The organism is Pontibacter sp. GD13, from assembly GCF_058216355.1.
Genome location: NZ_JBYZMQ010000009.1, coordinates 63,037 through 83,531, shown reverse-complemented (window position 1 = coordinate 83,531; position 20,495 = coordinate 63,037). Strand labels below are relative to the sequence as shown.

Annotated in this window: 20 protein-coding genes; 6 read left to right on the top strand and 14 right to left on the bottom strand. The window is 50.8% G+C overall.

The window, feature by feature from the left end:
- Positions 1 to 8 precede the first annotated feature (8 nt).
- Positions 9 to 1,607, top strand: a complete 1,599-nt coding sequence (locus tag AC4BAN_RS13095) for a tetratricopeptide repeat protein (protein ID WP_490564859.1) — start codon at positions 9 to 11, stop codon at positions 1,605 to 1,607.
- Between the two features lie 129 nt (positions 1,608 to 1,736).
- Here AC4BAN_RS13095 and AC4BAN_RS13090 read toward each other — a convergent pair whose 3' ends face one another.
- The 14 genes from AC4BAN_RS13090 to AC4BAN_RS13025 all read right to left on the bottom strand — a co-directional run bounded on the left by AC4BAN_RS13090 (position 1,737) and on the right by AC4BAN_RS13025 (position 15,287).
- A complete protein-coding gene (locus AC4BAN_RS13090; RefSeq protein WP_490564858.1) occupies positions 1,737 to 2,786 on the bottom strand; it encodes an RluA family pseudouridine synthase in 1,050 nt (349 codons plus the stop codon).
- Positions 2,787 to 2,875: 89 nt separating this feature from the next.
- Positions 2,876 to 3,499, bottom strand: coding sequence for an OmpH/Skp family outer membrane protein (locus AC4BAN_RS13085; protein WP_490564857.1), 624 nt, complete (start codon positions 3,497 to 3,499; stop codon positions 2,876 to 2,878).
- Between the two features lie 26 nt (positions 3,500 to 3,525).
- On the bottom strand, positions 3,526 to 4,185 hold the full coding sequence (locus AC4BAN_RS13080; protein ID WP_490564856.1) for an OmpH/Skp family outer membrane protein: 660 nt from the start codon (positions 4,183 to 4,185) through the stop codon (positions 3,526 to 3,528).
- 12 nt (positions 4,186 to 4,197) lie between these two features.
- Complete coding sequence (gene bamA, locus AC4BAN_RS13075) at positions 4,198 to 6,678, bottom strand: outer membrane protein assembly factor BamA (RefSeq protein ID WP_490564855.1); 2,481 nt, start codon at positions 6,676 to 6,678, stop codon at positions 4,198 to 4,200.
- 8 nt (positions 6,679 to 6,686) lie between these two features.
- Entirely contained in the window at positions 6,687 to 7,430 is a 744-nt protein-coding gene (gene uppS / locus AC4BAN_RS13070) for an undecaprenyl pyrophosphate synthase (protein ID WP_490564854.1), read from the bottom strand.
- Between the two features lie 60 nt (positions 7,431 to 7,490).
- Positions 7,491 to 8,264, bottom strand: coding sequence for a type IX secretion system protein PorG (gene porG, locus AC4BAN_RS13065; protein WP_490564853.1), 774 nt, complete (start codon positions 8,262 to 8,264; stop codon positions 7,491 to 7,493).
- A gap of 48 nt (positions 8,265 to 8,312) precedes the next feature.
- Positions 8,313 to 9,311 (bottom strand): DUF6089 family protein, encoded by a 999-nt coding sequence (locus AC4BAN_RS13060; protein WP_490564852.1) that lies wholly within the window; start codon positions 9,309 to 9,311, stop codon positions 8,313 to 8,315.
- Positions 9,312 to 9,432: 121 nt separating this feature from the next.
- Positions 9,433 to 10,320, bottom strand: coding sequence for an NAD kinase (locus tag AC4BAN_RS13055; protein ID WP_490564851.1), 888 nt, complete (start codon positions 10,318 to 10,320; stop codon positions 9,433 to 9,435).
- A gap of 12 nt (positions 10,321 to 10,332) precedes the next feature.
- Positions 10,333 to 11,715: a BamA/TamA family outer membrane protein gene (locus tag AC4BAN_RS13050; protein WP_490564850.1), complete on the bottom strand. Its 1,383-nt coding sequence runs from the start codon at positions 11,713 to 11,715 to the stop codon at positions 10,333 to 10,335.
- A 228-nt stretch (positions 11,716 to 11,943) separates the two neighbouring features.
- Complete coding sequence (locus tag AC4BAN_RS13045) at positions 11,944 to 12,609, bottom strand: CBS domain-containing protein (protein WP_490564849.1); 666 nt, start codon at positions 12,607 to 12,609, stop codon at positions 11,944 to 11,946.
- The gene (locus tag AC4BAN_RS13040; protein WP_490564848.1) at positions 12,606 to 13,382 is read right to left on the bottom strand and encodes an alpha/beta fold hydrolase; all 777 of its coding nucleotides are present in this window, start codon (positions 13,380 to 13,382) and stop codon (positions 12,606 to 12,608) included. Before AC4BAN_RS13040 ends, AC4BAN_RS13045 begins: the two co-directional genes overlap by 4 nt.
- Before the next feature lie 49 nt (positions 13,383 to 13,431).
- The gene (locus tag AC4BAN_RS13035; protein ID WP_490564847.1) at positions 13,432 to 14,031 is read right to left on the bottom strand and encodes an anthranilate synthase component II; all 600 of its coding nucleotides are present in this window, start codon (positions 14,029 to 14,031) and stop codon (positions 13,432 to 13,434) included.
- A gap of 159 nt (positions 14,032 to 14,190) precedes the next feature.
- Positions 14,191 to 14,709 carry a CvpA family protein gene (locus AC4BAN_RS13030; RefSeq protein WP_490564846.1) on the bottom strand — a complete coding sequence of 173 codons (519 nt, stop codon included), beginning with the start codon at positions 14,707 to 14,709 and terminating at the stop codon, positions 14,191 to 14,193.
- Positions 14,710 to 14,825: 116 nt separating this feature from the next.
- Positions 14,826 to 15,287, bottom strand: a complete 462-nt coding sequence (locus AC4BAN_RS13025; RefSeq protein WP_490564845.1) for a GatB/YqeY domain-containing protein — start codon at positions 15,285 to 15,287, stop codon at positions 14,826 to 14,828.
- 177 nt (positions 15,288 to 15,464) lie between these two features.
- On the opposite strand from AC4BAN_RS13025, the gene AC4BAN_RS13020 reads away from it, so the two are divergent.
- The 5 genes from AC4BAN_RS13020 to AC4BAN_RS13000 all read left to right on the top strand — a co-directional run bounded on the left by AC4BAN_RS13020 (position 15,465) and on the right by AC4BAN_RS13000 (position 20,434).
- Positions 15,465 to 16,178 carry a pyridoxine 5'-phosphate synthase gene (locus AC4BAN_RS13020; RefSeq protein ID WP_490564844.1) on the top strand — a complete coding sequence of 238 codons (714 nt, stop codon included), beginning with the start codon at positions 15,465 to 15,467 and terminating at the stop codon, positions 16,176 to 16,178.
- Positions 16,179 to 17,207 carry a tRNA 2-selenouridine(34) synthase MnmH gene (mnmH, locus tag AC4BAN_RS13015; RefSeq protein ID WP_490564843.1) on the top strand — a complete coding sequence of 343 codons (1,029 nt, stop codon included), beginning with the start codon at positions 16,179 to 16,181 and terminating at the stop codon, positions 17,205 to 17,207. It abuts the gene before it with no gap.
- A gap of 2 nt (positions 17,208 to 17,209) precedes the next feature.
- The gene (gene selD, locus AC4BAN_RS13010) at positions 17,210 to 18,262 is read left to right on the top strand and encodes a selenide, water dikinase SelD (protein WP_490564842.1); all 1,053 of its coding nucleotides are present in this window, start codon (positions 17,210 to 17,212) and stop codon (positions 18,260 to 18,262) included.
- Between the two features lie 423 nt (positions 18,263 to 18,685).
- Positions 18,686 to 19,456 carry an alpha/beta fold hydrolase gene (locus AC4BAN_RS13005; protein ID WP_490564841.1) on the top strand — a complete coding sequence of 257 codons (771 nt, stop codon included), beginning with the start codon at positions 18,686 to 18,688 and terminating at the stop codon, positions 19,454 to 19,456.
- Positions 19,457 to 19,717: 261 nt separating this feature from the next.
- Positions 19,718 to 20,434: an SAM-dependent methyltransferase gene (locus tag AC4BAN_RS13000; protein WP_490564840.1), complete on the top strand. Its 717-nt coding sequence runs from the start codon at positions 19,718 to 19,720 to the stop codon at positions 20,432 to 20,434.
- The last annotated feature ends 61 nt before the right edge of the window (positions 20,435 to 20,495 follow it).

The window sequence follows — 20,495 nt, the reverse complement described above, 5'->3', positions numbered from 1 at the left end:
TGAATACCATGACAAATAACTGGAAGTTTGTAGTTCTAATGGCGGCAGCCTTCCCTGCATCAGCAGCTTTTGCACAAAGTGGTGCAGGACAAAAAGCCGTTGACTTAGAGCGCTATGAAGAAGCTAAATCTATCTACAAATCGCAGCTGGGTAGTAAAGATGCCGACAATGCATACTTTGCAATGGGCGATATTTACCTGAAGACTGAAAAGTTAGACTCTGCCGCATATTATTTTAACCAGGGCATAGCCAAAAACAAGAAGTCTTCTATCAACTATGTTGGCTTAGGCAAAGTGGCCCTTCAGAAAGGCGACAAAAATAAAGCAGAAGATTATTTTAAAGAAGCATTGAGAGGCAGAGGCAAGAAAGATTCTTTCGTGCTTTCTATGATAGGTGATGCTTATGTAAACACGCCGAATGCTACGGAGGCAGAGATCAACAAAGGCATTGATTACCTGAAACAGGCTATTGACCGCGACAAGAACAATGCGGTTGCCAACCTAATTCTGGGAGATGCTTACCTTACCCTAAAGAAAGGTGGCGAGGCCATGACAAATTATGACCGAGCCATACAGTTAGACGATCGTTATGCGAAAGCCTATTTAAGAAGAGGCCAGTTGTATACCAGCTCCCGTAACTATAACGAAGCAGAAGCCGCGTTTAAGAAAGCGATTGAGATCGATCCGAATTATGCACCTGCTTACCGCGACCTTGGTGAGTTGTATTACTTTGCCGGACAGTACGACAAGGCTCTATCCACTTTCCAGAAATACGTGGACATGGCAGAAGATACGCCGGAGACGCGGGCAAAGTATGCCTCGTTCCTGTTCTTAACTAAAAATTATGACCAAACCTTAAAGGAGGTAGAGCAGGTATTACAAAAAGACCCGGCCAACACGGTTATGAACCGCTTAAGAGCATATTCTTACCTGGAATTGGGCAAGCCTGAGAAAGCTTTGGAGGCTATGAACACTTACCTCTCTAAAGTTGACCAGAACAAGTTGATTGCGGAAGATTACGCTTACTTCGGCAAAATCTACAGTAAGAACAACCAACCGAAGAAGGCAATCGAGAACCTGAACATTGCAATCCAAAAGGATACAGCCAACGCCGACCTGTACTATGACCTGGCTAACGCCTATGCCCGTGAGCAGCAGTATGACAAGGCAATTGAGGTGTATAAAATGAAGCAGGATAAATTAGGCGCTTCTAACACGGATTATTTCCATATGGGTAATGCGTATATGATGGCCAGCGACTTTAAGAAAGCGGATTCTACATACGCCAAGATTACCGAAACTAACCCTACCTATGCCTACGGCTATATCTGGAGAGCGCGTGCACAAGCTAACCAAGACCCGGAGACAGAGCAAGGATTGGCGAAGGGCATGTACGAGGAGTTTATTAAGCAAGCCGGCACTGAAGCTGATAAGTATAAGAAAGAGCTTATTGAAGCTAACACTTACTTAGGGTACTATAACTACCTGCAGGGAAACCGAGATGAGGCGGTAAAATATTACCAGGCAGTTCAGCAGCTAGACCCTGAGAACACGCAAGCAAAAGCAGCGCTTACTGAAATTAACAAGACTGCCAAGAAGAAGAAATAACCCACTTCTTTTGACATCATAAAAAAAAACCTGCTCTAATTGGAGCAGGTTTTTTTTTATGGAGTTGCGCATGTTTCATACTAACAAACACGTTCATAAACGCCGGGTGAAAGATTTAGCCACCGAAGTTTACGAATTGTTTTCCGGCTTATCTTCGTAGAGGCTCCATTTATCCAGCACCGCCTGAAAATCTGAAGGCAGGTCAGTTTCAAAATGAATGGCCTGCTTGCTTACCGGGTGTACAAACCCCAAAGACTTAGCGTGTAGCGCTTGCCGGGGCATTAATTTGAAGGCATTCTCCACAAACGCTTTATACGTACCGTTAGGCGTGCCTGCTAATATCTTGTCGCCTCCGTAAGTAGCGTCAGAAAACAAGGGATGCCCCAGGTATTTCATATGTGCCCTGATCTGGTGCGTACGTCCAGTCTCCAGGTTACATTGCACCAAGGTTACGTACTGAAAACGGCGCAGCACTTTATAGTGCGTCACGGCATGCTTGCCGTACTCCCCTTCGGGGTATACCGCCATCACTTTTCTGTCTTTGGCACTGCGCCCCACATGGCCGGTAATAGTGCCCTGCTCCTCCTTCATCGCTCCCCATACCAAAGCATAATAGGTGCGCTCTATAGAGTGATCAAAGAATTGCTTGGCCAGATAAGCCATACTATAGTCTGTTTTGGCAATTACGAGCAAGCCGGATGTGTCTTTGTCAATGCGGTGCACCAGGCCAGGCCTTCCTTCTCCGTTGCGCGAGGTAGGCAGGTTCTGCAAATGGTATACGAGGGCATTCACCAGGGTGCCGGTCCAGTTATTATAAGCGGGGTGCACCACCATGCCCGCCCCTTTGTTCACCAAAAGTAGCTCATCGTCCTCGTATACAATCTCCAGGGGTATATCCTCTGCCAGTATATCCGTATCGCGTGGGGGCTCTGCCAGCGTGATGGTAATCACATCAAACGGCTTTACCTTGTAGCTGACCTTTACAGGCTTGTGATTTACCTGCACCGCCTCCGACTTAATCGCGCCCTGTAACTTATTCCGGGTTACATTTGGCAACCTATCCATCAGAAACTTATCGAGGCGCAACAACGATTGCCTGCTATCCACCACGATACGGTGGTGTTCGTAAAGTTCATCAGAATCTTCTGCAGTTTCTTCCTTATCAATATAATAAGCCACGGGTACTTTTATAATTTACTGGTACTAATACAAAAAAAGAAAGCCGAAGTAGATACATCGGCTTTCTCAAACTATAGAAATTAGTGCTACTAGTTCTTCTTTTTGGTAGAAGACTTAGCTGGTGTTTTTGCCGGCGTTTTTGCCGGTGTAGCAACTGGCTTAGAGGCCGCCGGCTCTGGTGTTTGCTGAACTTTAGATGGATCTACACCCAGTTTCTTCAAAACAAGTGGGGAGATATCGCCGTCCTCAGGTCCGGCTAAAAGTGCCTGGTTGCTGATAACATATGTGAAACCATTCTCCTTGGCCACATCTTTAATTGCCTTGTCAATCTTGGTGATAACCGGGTCTACCAAAGACTTTTCCTTTTGCTGAAGAGAAGCCTGTGCATTACGCTGAAACTCCTGAATAGAGTTGTTCAGGTTCATCAACTCCTTCTCCTTGTCCTCACGGATCGTTTTGTCCATAGTAGAGGCTCCTTTCTCATAAGCCTGCATCTTACTCTCGTACTCAGCATACTTGGTCTTCAGCTGGTTCTCAAGCTGTGTGCTGTGCGTTTTCAGCTGCGACTCTATCTCCTTGCTCTCTGGCAATTGCAGCAGGATGTATTCCACATTCGTATAACCAATCTTTAGAGGCTGGTCGTTACTTTGTGCAAACGTCGCAAAGCTAACAAGTAAAAACGCTACTACTAAGGTTTTGATTTTGTTCATCATTGGTTGGTAAATTAAATAATCAGAGTTTAGTTTTTAGACTTCTTTTTGGTTGCTGGTTTCTTAGTTGCCGGCGGACTTTCCTGCTGCGTGCTGGTAGAGTCTGGCTCCGGTAAATTGTTTGGGTCATCCACCACACCGCTTACAGGCCTGGTTCCCGGCGCATTCTGCTTATCAGACGCTAATCCAAGTTCTTCCAGCACGTATTCTGTGTAATCATGCACAGGGTTGGTGTAGATCATCACCAGGTCGCCTGATTTATCGAACATGATCTGCAGGCCTTTTGCCTTAGATACTTTTTCAACAGCTGTAAACACTTCGTCCTGTATAGGCCGCATCAGTTCCTGGCGACGTTTAAACATCATGCCTTCGTAACCGAATATCTTGCGTTGGTAATCCCTTAATTCAGTGTCTTTCTTGGCTATCTCGGCTTGGCGTTTCTTCTTCATCTCCTCTGTCAGGAGAACCTCCTCAGCCTTAAAATCCTGCTTCAGCTTATCTGTCTGTTGCTGCAGTTGCTCGATTTCCTTTTGCCAGGCATCAGCGTATTTGTCCATCTCCTGCTGCACTTTATTATAGGCAGGCATCTTGCTCAGGATAAAATTTGAGTCAATATAGCCAAACTTCTGTGCCTGCGAAACATGCGCCAGCAAAAAGCCCGTTAAAAAGATGAACAAAAACTTCTTCATACTAATTCCTCTTTAGCGTATCTGCTGCCCGATGATAAAGTGGAACATTCCGCGCTTATCATTCTGGCCACCCGGCAGGGTATCCAGTCTCCAACCGTAGTCAAAGCCCAGCATACCGAAGGCTGCCATAAATATTCTGGCGCCCACACCCGTTGAGCGATAGAGCTTGAAGGGGCTAAACCTGTCATAAGAGCCAAAGTTGTTACCAGCTTCCAAAAACGCCAGGCCATAAATGGTAGCCGCCGGGTTTGGAGAGATCAGGTAACGGGCCTCCAGCACAAACTTATCATAAGCCACGCCACCCGCAGATCGCAACGTCGCATTGTCGTTGTTCACTACTTTCTCATCGTCGTAACCCCGCAAGCCGATATATTCGGTTCCTACAAAGATGTTGCCACCTCCTAAACCGGAACCACCCAGCTTAAAGCGCTCAAAAGGGCCGATCTCTTCATCCGAGCTATATGTTCCCAAAAAGCCAAAGTGCGCTCTTGTATTCAATACCAAATTCCCTGCCAAGTTTATGAAGTACGATGCATCAAACATCCATTTGTTAAACTCGATGTATTCAAACTGGTCTTTCCTGTCGGAAAGCAGCGAATACGGCGGGGTAAGGTTTACGCTTAACGAGATAGCAGAGCCTCTTCTCGGAAACGTGGGATTGTCTATGCTGCTACGTCCGATGGTGTTCACAAAGGATATACTGTTCGATATACCGTCGTCGAAGCCGGGGAAGAGCTGGTAGTTGTTTAATTTGTAGCGGTTGTAAGACAGCGAGTGATTCATGTAAAAATAATCATCCGGCCAGCTCAGCCGTCGGCCCAGGCTAATGGCGCCGCCATCCACGTTCAGGCGCTGATCCAATTCAGAGTTCGGGATGCGCCTGACAGTTTTAAACAGGCTGGTTGTTAAGGAATTGCGCTTGCGGCCTCCTAACCATGGCTCTGTAAACGACAGGGAATACGACTGGTAGTACTTTCCGTTTGCCTGCACGTTCAGCGACAGGCGCTGTCCGTCGCCACTTGGGATTGGCCGCCACTCTGATAAGTTGAAGAGCTTGCGCGTAGAGAAGTTATTTAACGTTAAACCGACAGTACCTACCGCGCCAATAGGGCCACCCCAACCGCCGGATAAGCTTATCTGGTCGTTTGGCCGCTCTACCACACTATAATTGATGTCTACGGTTCCATCCGCCGGGTTCGGGATAGGTGCCAGGCCAATCTGCTCCGGATCGAAGTAACCTAGTCCGGCCAGTTCGTTTCGGGAACGGATCAGGTCGTCGCGGCTGTACTTCTGGCCAGGCAAGGTGCGCAGCTCGCGCAAGATCACGTGGTCGCTGGTTTTGTCGTTACCCGATACCGTTACTTTATTGATCGTTGCCTGCGGCCCTTCTGTCACGCGCATTTCCAGGTCAATCGAGTCACCGACTATTGCCACTTCCACAGGGTCGATGCTGGAAAATAGGTAGCCGTCGTTCTGGTAAAGCGCCGACACATCAACTCCTCCGGTGGGGTTATAAGTCAGGCGCTTCTCCAGCTCCTGTTGGTTGTAAATGTCTCCTTTATCGATGCCCAGCACTCTGCTCAGGTAGGCATCGTCGTAAATATAGTTTCCTTTCCAGGTAATGTTGCGGTAGTAATAGCGGTTGCCCTCGTCTACTGTAATTTTAATACCCAGCCTGTCATCGCTGATCCGGTAAACTGAGTCAGAAACGATGGTTGCATCCCGGTAACCTTCCGCATTATAGAAGTCAAGCAAGAGGTCCTTGTCGGCTTCGTACTCGCTCTTCTGGTACTTAGAAGAGGTAAATATCTTATAGAACTTTTTCTCCTTGGTCTTTTTAAGCTGGCGCTTCAGCTTTTTATCCGTGAACGCCTCGTTGCCCACTATCTCGATCTCCCCGATCTTTACCTTGTTTCCTTTGTCTACGGCAATATCCAGCACCACACTGTTGGGCAGCGTGGTGGAAGGCCGCTGCACGATGTTTACCTTCGCGTTCAGGTAGCTTTTCTCGTTGTAATACTTCCGGATCGCGTTACGGGTGCTGTTCAGCACGGCATCCGTCACAATTTTACCTTTCTGCAAGGGCACTTTGCCTTTCAGGGCGTCTGCCTGCGTTTTGCTAATTCCGCTAAAGCTGAAATCTGCCAGGCGCGGGCGTTCCTTCAGCGTAAAGTTTAACCAGATGCGGCTACCTTCCGTTTTGGTCACGAACACCTCCACATCGCCCAGAATGCCCTGCTCCCATAGTTTTTGGATGGCACGGCTAATATCCTCGCCGGGCACCGTAATTTCGTCGCCAACCTTTAGGCCTGTTACCGAGATCAGTGCGGTGGGGTCTAGAAAATTAGCGCCACTTACCGTAATACCTGCAATGGTATATTGCTGCGGCTGCGCGTAATCTATAGGGTTTGATGGCGAAGGCTTGGTTAGAACTTGAGACGAAGCTGTGCCTGCTATTAACAGAAACACAAGCACCCAGATGCATCTTGTCATTAATATTTTCACTTGGTTAGTTGTTCACTGGTTTTCCCGAACCTGCGCTCGCGGCGTTGGTACGAAACGATTGCTTCATATAAGTGCTCTTTCCTGAAGTCAGGCCAAAGCAACTCCGTGATATATAATTCAGTATAAGCTAACTGCCACAGCAGAAAATTGCTTATCCGCTGCTCACCGCTGGTGCGTATCAGCAGCTCAGGGTCTGGCATGCCTGCCGTCGACAGGTACCGGCTTACAGTAGATTCATCAATTGTATCTTCCTGTATAATACCCTGATCCACTTCATGCGCAAGTCGTTGCATGGCTTGGGTAATATCCCAACGGCCACTGTAGCTTAAGGCCAGCACCAGCGTCATGCGGCTGTTCTGGCTGGTCATCTCAATGGCTTCGCGCAACTCTTGCTGGCAAGAAGCCGGCAAGCTCGCGGTATTGCCAATTGTTTGTAAGCGGATATTATTTTTGTTGAGTGTAGCGGTTTCCTTTCGGATCGTGGAGACGAGCAGCTGCATCAGAGCCGACACTTCCACTGCCGGTCTTTTCCAGTTTTCTGTTGAGAAAGCATACAAGGTTAAATACTCTACCCCCAGCTCTGCCGCACTTTCTACAGTTTCGCGCACTGCCGTAATCGCGCTCTGATGCCCGAATATGCGCAAACCACCCCGTTTCTTCGCCCAGCGCCCGTTTCCGTCCATTATAACGGCAATATGTCTGGGTAAATTGTTTAAGTCTACTTTCTCTTTAAGCTGCATTAAAACACAATTTCCTTGCAAGTTACTAAAAGCAAGACAAATTTGTGAAAGTTTAATGTCCTAATCTAAAATTCCGGGCTTGTTTTTGTAAGGAGGGGGGCAATTTACCTGATAAATAGTATAAGAAATACTTATTCCGTTGTAAAAAAGCCAGTCATTGTCGTAAGGGTTGGCCAGGGTCTTGCCATCAATCTCAAATAAATTGTCTGCCTGGTCGGTGAAGAGCTTACGGGCCCCAAACTCCAGGCCCAGGTTCCAGTGCTTGCTTAAGGCGTATTTTACCCCCACCCCAAACGGAATGGCAATGGCCAGATTTGTCTCGAATGGCTTCATCAGCTGGCCGCTGAGGTCATTGTTTTCAGTGGATAAGCGCACGTTATAAACAATGCCCGATACGCCGCCAAACAGGTAAGGCGACACACGGATCTTCTGGCTCAGGTCGTAGTAATCAAGGAAGTTATACTCGGCCACCACAGAGAGCTCTGCCACCGAAATGGCCGCATTTGCTTCCCGGTAATTCGGCAGGGGCAGGTCAAAGGCCTTGTCGCTGAAGGTGTTGTCATCAATTATCCGGTGACTCAGCAAGAGCCCACCCCGTAAGGTGATGGGCTGCGAGACATCGCGCCGGTAAAAAACAGTAAGGGCTGGCTGATTATTTAAGAATCGATAGGACGGGGCAAGTTCACCCTTATAATTAGCACCTCCGATCCCTACCCCGATCTCACTAGTGGAAACCGAGTTCTGGGCGAAAGCAGGCAGCGTAAACAGAAGAAAGATCCCAACCTGCTGTAAAGCACAAAGCAGGGGCACGCGTTTAGTTATTTTCAAATTCATGTAGGTAGATAACGGAATTTACAAAATAACGATGCTTTGCTTTTTCTATTATCTAAACTTCGGGCTCCTCACCCCAGGCGAAAGAATGTAATTGATGGTTAAGCTGGTGGTAATATACCAGTCGTCGTCCGATCTGTTTCCTCTGCGTTGGTTATTGGGCGTGCCGTAATCATCCGGGAAGGTGATGATAGAGTAAGGAGTGCCGCTTGGGTCCGGCACCGTACCAAAGCCGCTCATGGCGCTGCGGTCTGAGAGCAAGGCCGCAGCCTTCGGGTTGCTGCCTCCGCCGTTCAAGATGTCGCTTTTAAAGGCATACCCCCCACTGGAGTCATCCAGGTAATCTGTAAAGGTTTTACGCCAGCCAAGCTCCAGGCTTAAATCCCAGTTTCGGTCCAGTTTGTACCGTAGTCCTACACCAAATGGAATCGATATCCCTATCTTCTTGTATGGGTCGGGGTAATCTCCTTCTGCATACTGCCCCTCGGTGCCCAGCGGCTGTAGCTCGTACCAACCTGTAGGAATATCGTCCTCTGGGGTAATGCCCGGGAAGGTGCCGTTCTCATAATATGCTTTGGGGTTATGATGAAAAACAGCCAGCCCGAAAAACATGTAGGGCACAAAGTCCGGACGGCGCTGGTAGGTCTGGCGGTTCTCAAACAGGTCAACCACGGCAACCAGGCTCAGCTCCTTTATATCGTTCCGGAACGAGAGGTTGCGACCAAACCGGCCCATATTCTGCGATTCGTTAATGGAAGCGCTCAGCATGTCGTCGCCCATGATGCGGCCCCAGTGGAATGCGGCCTTACCGGAAATACGCGGGCGGTACCTGCGTGTGTAACTAATGCCCACATTGGGCCGCGTGGATTTAAAGCGCAGACTTGTAAAATCAGGCTCCGGCACGATATCCCCAAAGTAGTTCATCGCCCCTAAGCTAAATCCAACAGAGCCATACCGCTTCCTCATCGTGAAAAGCTGAGCCTCCGCATCCATGGCCATAAAGGTCATGGTGAGGACAAACAGTAAAATCAGGGCGTAGAGACTTCTCATAAACAAAGCAATTACAAAGATTGGGAGTCAATTGAGGGGTAACACCCAACTTATTAATTATTAAGCAAAATTAAGGATAATTCGCTGTAAAAGAAGTAACATAAAGCATATTTAATATAAATTACCTTATAATTATATTTCTTTTATCTAATCCCCAGTTAAGCTTGCTCCTGAGGGTGCTCAGAAAGTTAACATGATGAAGTTTTATAAGCCGGGCTGAAAAATCTGCACGCCGCACCGCCAGCTGCACCGACATGTCCACGGGGGTGGACCGGGAGTCTAAGGAGGCCAGGTAACCGCTGCTCCTGCCCTCTACCTCAAATGAGATTACGCTGCGGTCAGAAACGATCATGGGGCGCACGTTCAGGTTATGCGGGCATACGGGGGATATCACGAAATTGTTGGTCTGAGGGAGCACCAGGGGTCCTCCGCAGCTAAGGGAGTAACCCGTAGAGCCTGTGGGGGTTGCCACCACCAGGCCATCGGCCCAATAGGAGTTCAGGTACTCGCCGTCGATGTAGGTATGCACCACGATCATTGCAGAGCTATCGCGCTTAAGCACACTAAACTCATTTAGGCCGAAGTTGATCCCGTCAAACATCTCCTGGTCCGAGTCTACCCGTATCAGCGCCCTGTCGTCTAAAGTATAATGGCCCTTGTACAGGGCGTCAATAGCGATGCTGATGCTATCGTAGGGAATGGTGGCCAGGAACCCAAGCCGGCCCGTGTTGATGCCCAGTATGGGAATTTCCTGGGCTCCCACATACGTAACCGCGTCCAATAGCGTTCCATCGCCGCCAATGCTCAGCACCACATCCACACCTTCCAGCTTGTCGCCGCGGTTAAACGTTTGGACGCCGGTGGGCAGGTTCAGCGTGTTTTTCAAGTATAGCTGAAAGTGCTCTACCATGAACAGCTCCGCTTTCCGGCGCAGCAACTCATCGAAGAGCATCTGGATAAAAGGCGCGATGTTATCACTGAATGGTTTGCCGAGTATAGCTATTCTCATTACTGGTTCGGTTTAAAAGGGTATGCGCCCGCTAAAGTAAAAGCCGCGGTCGCCTTCCCGGTTCAGGGTGTACTCCAAGCGAAACACAAAATCATAGAACGTGACCACGTGCAACCCGAGCCCACCGCCGGCTAAAAAACGGTTCGTCAGCGAGTTGCCCTTCCCAAAAATATTGTCCACCACGTATCCCGCGTCTGTAAAGCCGTTCAGGTAAACAGCCAGCGGGATGTTGTTGAATTTCGGGTTATCTATAAATTTAAGCTTTATACTTTTAATGTCAAGCAGTTGCCGCGTTATACCCTGTTTAAAAAGCCCGTAGTGCTGCCCGCCCACCACGTACAGCTCGTAGCCCCTCACGTACGAGCGGTAGCCCATGGCAATATTATCGGCAAAGGCATGGCTGCCGGCCAGGCGCACCTGCCCTTCTATTCCCGCTGTGTAAAAATACTTATCCGAAAGCGGCAGGTAGCTGACATACTTTGCCCGTGCCGTGGTAAAAGGAGAGCCAGTATTTTGCAGAAAAAAGGTTTGTGCCACGCCTGCCTCAAAATAACTACCCGTAAGCGGGTACACAAAGTTGTTGCGCAGGTTTACCACCTTATACAGCTCCAGCCGGAGGTACTGCCGTTCGGTAAGGGCGCGCGTGTAATAGTCGGGGTTTAGCCGGAGCACGGAGTCCGATATCTGCTCGTTATGGTACGAGAGGCGCAGCCCCTCCTGCCGCAGCACGCTTTGGCGGTGAACGATGCCCGCCGCCACAGATGTACGCTTAATGGGCAGTACCTCCTCCTGCTCCACAAAGCGCTGCCTGTTGTTCAGATTGGTGTAGCTAGTCACGCGGCTCCGGTAATCAGAAACGGCCACCTCCGCACCCAGGTTTTGCTTCCGGATAATGTAGGGCACCCGATACGAGAGCTCCAGCCGCTTGTTAAAGCCCTGCTGCACCCGCAGGCGCACCTCCTCGTTTCGCCCCCTGAAATTGCGCCGCACCAGGCTCAGGCCATAGTCAATCCGGCTCCAGTCTTTTTTCTCGAGCCAGGCGTTAAAGTTCCGGTCTGCAAAGTCCAGGATGGGGATGGGGTACAGATAGAACCGCTCCTGCACCTCATATTGCACCCGCACCAGGCCCTCGGCGCAGGTGTAGGAGTAGTTCACATGCAGGAACAGGCGCAGGTTAAAAAGGCGTTTCTGGTTTTCTTCCAGCAACGCTTCCAGCGCATGGTTAGCCACTGAGTCGCCGGGCGCAAAGGTAAGCTCCCGGAGCAGCACCTGATTTCTGGTTACCTCGTTGCCGGTAAAAGACACGCTCTCTATTGCCACGACCGGGTTGGGGCAGGGCGCAGCCTGCAGCACTGCCGGCAGGCAAAGGGCAAGTATAAAAATAAACTGGCGCATTATCTCCTGAGCTGACTAAACGCCCTTTCAAATTCGGGTTTTACAGGCGCAAACTGCATAGAAAAAGGTAAGCAGAAGTTATTTTGGGGCTTTGCAGCAGCGCTTAAGATTGTAAATGGCGACTCCCGGCCTTTGCGGAAAACGACGTGCCCAGGTACCTGAAATGCTTCGGAAGAGATAATATACAGGGGCAGTTGGCCACCCACATGATGCATTTTAAACATGTGCTTAAATATCCAGGTACTTAAACAGCATGTCGAGCCTGTCGCGGCCCACGTCGTAGTCGGTACCGTCGTTGAACTGCGCGGTAATGCGGTACTCAAAACGCTCCAAAGTGGCAATAATCCGGCTGAGATCGGTGGTGTTCAGCTTTAGGGTGAGTTTGATCTTGTAAGGGTCCATTTCGTCCGGGGCAACGTAGGCGCTCAGTATCTTGGTGTTCTCCTCCTCTATCAACCTACTGATCTGGCTAAGCGAATAATCCCGCTCGGGCATCGAAAGCACCAGAATACTGCCTTGCCCCTGCAAGGCGGACATCTGCCCGAAGGCGGCCAGCGTGTCGTTGATGGTGATGATGCCCATGTAATCCTGCTCCTCGTCGAGCACCGGCACCACCTGGATCTTATTCTTGATGGCGGCTTCCATCACATCGTAAAAATGCTGGTGCCCCTGCACATGCACGTCCTCGTATTCCAGTTCCAGCTCCTTTAGTTGCTGCGAACGCTCCGGAAGCTCAATCAGGGACAGCTCGGTGGCCAGCCCCACGTACTTGCGGTTACTTACCACCGGCAGCTCATTCACCCGGAACTCATCCATCCAACGCAACGCCTTCTCTACGGTGTCATAGAGCTTCAGCGGTGGAATCATGTGGTTGATGAGTTCTTCTGCGATCATGCTGCGGTTTCGGTTATGGATGTTTTGGCTAAGAATTTATCTAAGATACTGTTAAACTTCTCCGGATGTTCCATCATGGGGGCATGCCCGCACTTATCTACGAAATACAGTTCTGAAGTGGACATCAGCCGGTTAAACTCGTGCGCCACCATGGGGGGAGTAATCGTGTCGTTCAGCCCCCAGATCAAGAGCGTCGGCACTTTTATATGGGTGATGTCCTTGGCCATGTTATGCCTTTGCGCCGACTTGGCGATGGCGATGATGCGCAGGCATTTCGCGTTGCTGTTGGTAATGTCAAACACCTCGTCAACCAGTTCTTTGGTGGCGGTGTTCGGGTCATAGAACGTATACGCTACCCGCTCTTTCACGTAGTCGTAGTTGCCGCGCTTCGGAAACGAGCCGCCCATCGAATCCTCGAACAAACCGGAGCTGCCCGTTAATACCAGGCGCTTAACCTGGTTTGGGTTATTCAGGGTATACACGAGTGCCACATGCCCTCCCAGGGAGTTACCCAGCAGGGTCAGGTCCTGAAGTTTCATGTGCTTTACAAAGTCCTCTACAAAAGAGACCAGCCCCGGCACCCCTGCTTTGTGCAGCGCCATTTCGTAGATCGGCATAAGGGGAATCACCACACGATACTGCTTTGAAAAATGGTCTACTACCCCGTGCCAGTTGCTGAGCGCACCAAATAAACCGTGCAACAGAACCATTACCTCGCCCTCCCCCTCGTCGATGTACTTAAATCCAGCTTCCTGTTTTATCTGTAAATCCATGTGTCGTAATCTTTGTAAAAGAAACGTATTTTTTGCGAAATACGATTAATTAGTCTGCAATATTAGCAATACTAACCCAATTTCGAAGTATTTGGAGCCCATAAGTGGTTAAGGCGGCCTCCGGATGAAACTGCAGCGCGTAAAGCGGCAGCGTTTTGTGCCTGAAGCCCATCAACTCCCCGGCTGCGGTGTAGGCCAACGGAACAAGGCTGGCCGGGGCTTGGCGCAGCACCAGCGAGTGGTAGCGCACCACGGACATTTGCAGCGGCAAACCCTCGAAAAGCGGATCCGGCACGCAACTGATCTCCGACACCTTGCCATGCATGGGCCGGATGCCTTTCTCCAGCCTGGCCCCAAAGAACTCCCCCAGTGCCTGGTGCCCCAGGCAAATACCCAGCATGGGTACGCGGGTATGGTAATACTGGATCGTGTCCATCAGGCTGCCGGCCTTCTGTGGCACCCCAGGCCCCGGAGACAACACAACCGCTTTCACGGGCAGTTGTTTCAGCTGCTCCAGCGGCACGTCGTTGCGAACAACTGTTGCCGTAACACCTGCCTGCCCAAAGTAATCGACCAAGTTGTAGGTAAACGAGTCAAAGTTATCGAGCAGCAACAGCATGGGGCTAATGAATTTAAAGCGTTTGGGCATGTAACTTACACATATCGCCGCTGGTTTTTAACTGCCGCAGGTGGCGGAATAATCATGCGTGATGTCAACCTCAAAGTATAGAAACACGTCGCAAAAAGAGATTATGCCTTCGCATGCCTCTTTTTTATACTTTTTTATACTTGCTGCCTCGCTGCCTGCTTAAAAGTGCTGCTTCAGGGAGAATATCAGCGCTTTGACAAATGGCAACACATACCCAAGTATATCCAGGGCATAAGGGGTGGTTTTGAGCACCACCGGGTACACCATAGAGGCAGCTGCCGTGTCGTCGGACACGCTGATGCCGGCCATATCTGACACGTAGAGCAGCAGACTTAGGGCCACACACCATTTCAGGGCGCCCAATAGTGCCCCCAGCACGTTATCGAAGAGGCCGAAAGGCGTGAAATCAACTACCTTTTTCAGGATAAGGCCTCCCGCATGGATCAGCAGGATAATGCCGACGAATACGACCAGGAACGTAACATAAGGCAGCAGCCCGTGTGCGTCGCCAACAAATTCTTCCATTACGGGTAAGGCCGTGTCCAGCAGCTTCAGGCCACCCAGTATCGCCAGCACCAGTGCCACCAACGATACCAGCTCTAAAAGCAAGCCCTTCCGAAAGCCTTGAAAAGCACCGTACAGAATGGGCAAAGCCAAGAAAAAATCAAACGTACTCATATAGTCCTGATCAAAGTCAAAGGGCCTGCTTCAATCGCTTCGGTTATAGTTTGGCAAAGTATAGCCAGAGCCCCGGCGATACTTTGCCCGGGCTCTGGCACGTAATTACTTATACTTTAAAAATCGGTGTTGTTGAGCAGCTCTCCTACAGTAGTGGAGATAGCCCGTCCGTCGGCCTGCCCGGCCAGCTCTCTGGAGGCCACGCCCATTACCTTGCCCAAATCGGAGGGCCCGGTGGCGCCAACACGCTGTATGATCTCCAGCAAACGCGCGCGTAGATCGCCCTCATCCAATTGCTGGGGCAGGTATTCCTCGATCACGGCCAGTTCCTGCAGTTCTATCTCCTCCAGGTCGGTGCGGTTCTGCTGTGCATAAAGCTCCGCCGACTCGCGGCGCTGCTTGGCCGCCTTGGTCAGGAGCTTCATCTCGGTGTCCTGGCTGAGGGCCTCGGTGCCGCCTTTCTCTGTTTCGGCCAGCATGATCATCGATTTTATACTTCTAAGGGCTTGTAAACGGCCCTTGTCCTGGGCTAGCATAGCCGCTTTGATGTCGGTATTGATGCGTTCTTTTAATGCCATAGTTTTATGTTGGTTTATACTTTAAACGGTTTTGTTGCCGCTGTTCCTGCGGCAGTGCGTTTGTTATACGTGACTGCCGTCCGGGGTATGGGGTGTCATCTTAAACAAAATTACACTAATTTTAGTCTTTCATTAGTAAAAGGCCTGAACAGCCTGAAATATTGCAGCCAGACTCCCATGACCAAACTGAGTGTAAATATAAACAAAATAGCCACGCTACGGAATGCCCGCGGCGGCAACAGGCCTAACCTGGTGCAAACGGCCCAGGATTGTGAGCGCTTTGGAGCCCAAGGCATCACGGTGCATCCGCGGCCCGACGAGCGCCACATCCGCTACCAGGATGTGTATGACCTGAAGCAGGTGGTGACCACTGAATTTAACATTGAGGGCAACCCTACGCCTGATTTCCTGAAGCTTGTGAAAGAAATACGCCCCGCGCAGGCCACCCTGGTGCCCGACGCCCCCGACGCCATTACCTCCAACGCGGGCTGGGATACCCTAACATACAAAGATTTTCTGACAGATGTGATCGGGGAGCTAAAAGAACTGGGGATTCGTACCTCTATTTTCGTGGACCCTGATGTGGCGATGGTAGCGGGCGCAGCGGCTGTGGGCACAGACCGGATCGAACTTTATACCGAAGACTACGCCCGGCGCTACAGCGCCAGCCGGGAACAGGCCATTGCGCCTTACCTGGCCGCAGCTCAAAAAGCGCAGGCCTGCAACATCGGCTTGAATGCCGGCCACGACCTCGACCTGGATAACCTGAAGTACCTGCACGACACCCTGCCGAACCTGATGGAGGTAAGCATCGGCCATGCCCTGATCTGCGACGCCCTCTACTTTGGCCTGGAGAACACTATACAGCTATACCTGCGTCAGCTTAAGTAGATGGTACATACAATTAGCATACAGGAGTTTTTACAACTAGCGGAACAACTGCCGGTACTGGATGCCCGCGCGCCCAAAGAGTATGCGGCAGGCCATATGCCAGCGGCCCATTCTTTCCCGATTTTTGATGATGACCAACGGGCGCTGGTTGGCACCGCATATAAAAAACAGGGCCATGACCCGGCCGTGCTGCTGGGCCTCGACCTGTTTGGCCCCCGCATGTCCGGGTTCGTGAAAGCCGCCAACCGACTGGCTAAAGACAAAGAGCTGCTGGTGCATTGCTGGCGTGGCGGCATGCGCAGCGGTGCCATGGCCTGGCTCCTGGATTTCGCGGGTTTTAAAGTGCACCTGTTGCAGGGAGGGTATAAAACGTATCGGCACCTGATGCAGGAGCAATTCAGCACGCCTCGCCGGCTGCTCATACTTGGCGGCTTAACGGGCAGCGGCAAAACCGACATCCTGCCTTACCTGCAACAGCTTGGCCAACAAGCCATAGACCTGGAAGGGCTTGCCAGTCACAAAGGTTCTGCCTTCGGAAGTATCGGCATGGCCCCGCAACCAAGCACCGAGCATTTTGAGAACCTGCTGGGCATGGCCTTGCGCCAGACTGCCGTAGCGCAAGCGCTGTGGCTGGAAGATGAGAGCAAGACCATTGGCCGCGTAATGATGCCCCTGCCCCTGCACAGGCAGATGCAGGCTGCCCCCACCATCGCACTCCGGATACCGAAAGAACTGCGCATCAAAAAACTGGCACAGGAGTACTGCCAAACCGATAAAGCCTTGCTGGAGACCTCCATTCTGAAGATACAGAAGCGACTGGGGGGCCTGGCCACCAAAGAGGCCCTGGCTGCCATTGCCCTCGGCGATATGGAGAAAATGGTGGAGATCGCCTTATCTTATTATGATAAAACTTATACTTTTGACCTGGCCAATAGGGGGCATGTGCATCCGCTGCCTCTCCAAAGTATAGACCCCGAAGAAAACGCTGCACAAGTGGTGCAGTTCGCTAAAAAGCATAACTTACTATAGCTATGGAAGAAACCCCTGCGCAAGACATCAAGCTTACCCAGTACAGCCACGGCGCTGGCTGTGGCTGCAAGATTTCGCCGAAAGTGCTCGACACAATCCTGCACTCCGACATCCACTACCCCGAGGAGAAGAATCTGCTGGTAGGCAACAGCTCCCGCGACGATGCTGCCGTGTATGACATGGGCAACGGCAAGGCCGTTATCAGCACCACCGATTTTTTTATGCCGATCGTGGACGATGCCTACGACTTCGGCCGCATTGCCTCCGCTAATGCCATTTCGGATGTGTACGCAATGGGTGGTACCCCCATGATGGCGATTGCCGTACTGGGCTGGCCGATTGACAAGCTATCGCCAGAAGTAGCCCGCCGTGTGATAGAAGGCAGCCGCAGCATCTGCCACGAGGCCGGTATTCCGCTTGCTGGCGGGCACAGCATCGACAGCCCAGAGCCGATCTTCGGCCTGGCCGTAACGGGCATGGTAGACATCCAGAACCTGAAGCAGAACGACACCGCCACTGTAGGCTGCGAACTGTACCTGACCAAACCGCTGGGTGTGGGCATCCTGACCACCTCACAGAAAAAAGCCATTCTGAAAGACGAGCATGCGCACCTGGCCCCACAGCAAATGATGCAGCTTAACAAAATAGGGGCAGCGCTGGGGCAGTTGGCACAGGTAAAAGCCATGACCGATGTAACAGGCTTTGGCCTGATGGGGCACCTCTCCGAAATGTGCGAGGGCAGTAACCTGAACGCAGAAGTATACTTTGATAAGGTGCCGGTGCTGCCCGAAGCCCTGGAATACCTGGCGCAAAAAGCCATACCCGGGGGCACCCACCGTAACTTCGACAGCTACGGCCACAAACTGGCTGACCTGACCCCAGATCAAATGCACCTGCTCTGCGATCCGCAGACCAGCGGCGGCCTGCTGGTAGCCGTAGACCCTGCCGGACGTGAGGAAGTGCTGCTAGTGTTTGCGCAATATGGCCTGCAGCTACAGCCTTTTGGCATTCTGAAGAAGCGGAACCCGGATGAGAAACTGATTCAGGTGGTTTAATTCAGCTGCCTGCCTACTGCTTTCGTACTCCCTAGAAGTTAATGCACTCGGGTTTGACATTGAAGCCAAGCTCATCCCTTCAGGGTTAAACTTGTAGGGGAAAATGGCAACGATATAATTAGATGCCGCTAGTTTGAGCAAAGCGTTAACTGGCGATCGGACTTGGTGGCCGGTTTATAACTGGCAAAATATAGCTTTGAATAGTACGCTAGTTATAAATTGGCCTCATACATAGCCACAAGTTGCGCTAACGCATAACTTACGGCATAGCGTGTTTGACATTGAAGACAAATTTATCCCTCCGGTGAGGGATATTATACTCGCGCACGTAGTTCCCTCTTTGGAGGGGGAGGGGTGGGTAAAAAATCAGCGTATACTGCTCATCCTGAGGCTTAAATATTCATGAAAATTGCACCTGACATTATGAAGTTACACTACAAGGAAATGGGTCACGGGCAGCCACTGCTGATTTTGCATGGCTTGTTTGGAACTTTGGATAACTGGGCAACCCTGGCCAAGAGACTAGCCGAGCATTACAACGTGTTTCTGGTAGACCTGCGCAACCATGGCCGGTCACCGCACAGCGAGCAGCACGACTATGATGTGATGGCTGCCGATGTACTGGAGTTGGTGGATGACCTGCAAATACCCACTCCCGCCATTATGGGTCACTCGATGGGTGGCAAAGTAGCCATGAACTATGCGCTAAAGTACCCTACCCGCCTTACCAAGCTGATCGTGGTAGACATCGCTCCCAAGGCTTACCCGCCTCACCACGATGAGATCATTGATGCGCTTCAATCCGTGGACCTGAGCAAGGCCACAAGCCGGAGTGCGATAGACCAGCAACTGGCTAAATACATCCGAACCGAAGATGTGCGCCTGTTCCTGATGAAAAACCTGTATCGCAAAGAGGACAATACCTTTGGCTGGCGCATGAACCTGGATGCCCTTGATAAAAACTACGAGCAAATTGCAGGCCCTATCACTGCCGATGTGCCGTTTAAAAAACATGCCCTTTTTATCCGTGGCGGCAAATCAAACTACATTACTTCGGAAGACCTGTACGGAAACATTGAGCACCTGTTTACTTTGGTAGAATTGGAGACCATTCCCGAGGCAGGGCATTGGGTGCACGCCGAGGCCCCCGATCAGGTTTACGACCTGGTCACCACTTTTTTAAGTATCGACTGAGAATTCAGGTTACGATGCATGTAAGATTGGTGTTGATTCCTCACGAGCCACACGGGTCAAATTCTATCTCCCCTAACCCCCTTCTGTTTTAGGAGGGGGATGCTCGTATATAGTAGCCCCTTTAAATGGCATATGTCGTAACTTCAAGTTTATATATTTTTCCCCAAAAAGCCCGCTACTGGCTGCGAGGCTTGGTGAGACATTTTTCTTCCTCCTGCTTGCAACTTCACACTCCATAAATAAACCGCTACCTTTGCAGCCATGAAACAACCCGGAATTTTGTACCTGATTCCTACAGTATTAGCAGAGGGCACCGCTGACCAGGTGATTTCCCCGCAGGTAGTGGAGACCGTGCGCCAACTCCGGTATTTTATTGTAGAGAATTTACGCACGGCCCGCCGCTACGTTAAAAGCATTTGCCCGGAACTGGTCATAGAAGAGCTGAAATTTGTGCAGATAGACAAGGACGCCACCGCTGTTCAGGTGCAGGCATCCCTTCTCCCGTTACAGGAACAAGGCCTGGACGCGGGCATAATATCGGAGGCCGGTTGCCCGGGCGTGGCTGACCCCGGTGCCGAGGTGGTAAAGTATGCACACCAGAAAAGTATAAAAGTAGTGCCCTTTGCCGGCCCCTCGGCCATACTTCTAAGCCTGATGGCCAGTGGTTTTAACGGCCAGCAATTTGCCTTTCATGGGTATTTGCCCATCGAGAAGCGGGACAGGCTGCAGGCGCTGCGCCAACTGGAAAAAGACATGCAGCAACTGAACCAGACCCAGATCTTTATGGAAACGCCTTACCGCAACAACAAGCTGCTCGATGACTTACTCGCCACCCTGCACCCTGAAACCAGGCTGTGCATTGCCGCTAACATCACCTCGCCGGAGCACGAGTTTATCCAGACCAAAACCATTCAGCAATGGAAAGGCAAGCTGCCGGATATCCACAAACAACCAGCGGTTTTTTTAATCTACAAATAGGTTTCCCCGAGTTCCTTCGTTCATAAAATGGTTTTAGCATTTGTATGTTGAGTTCCCATTT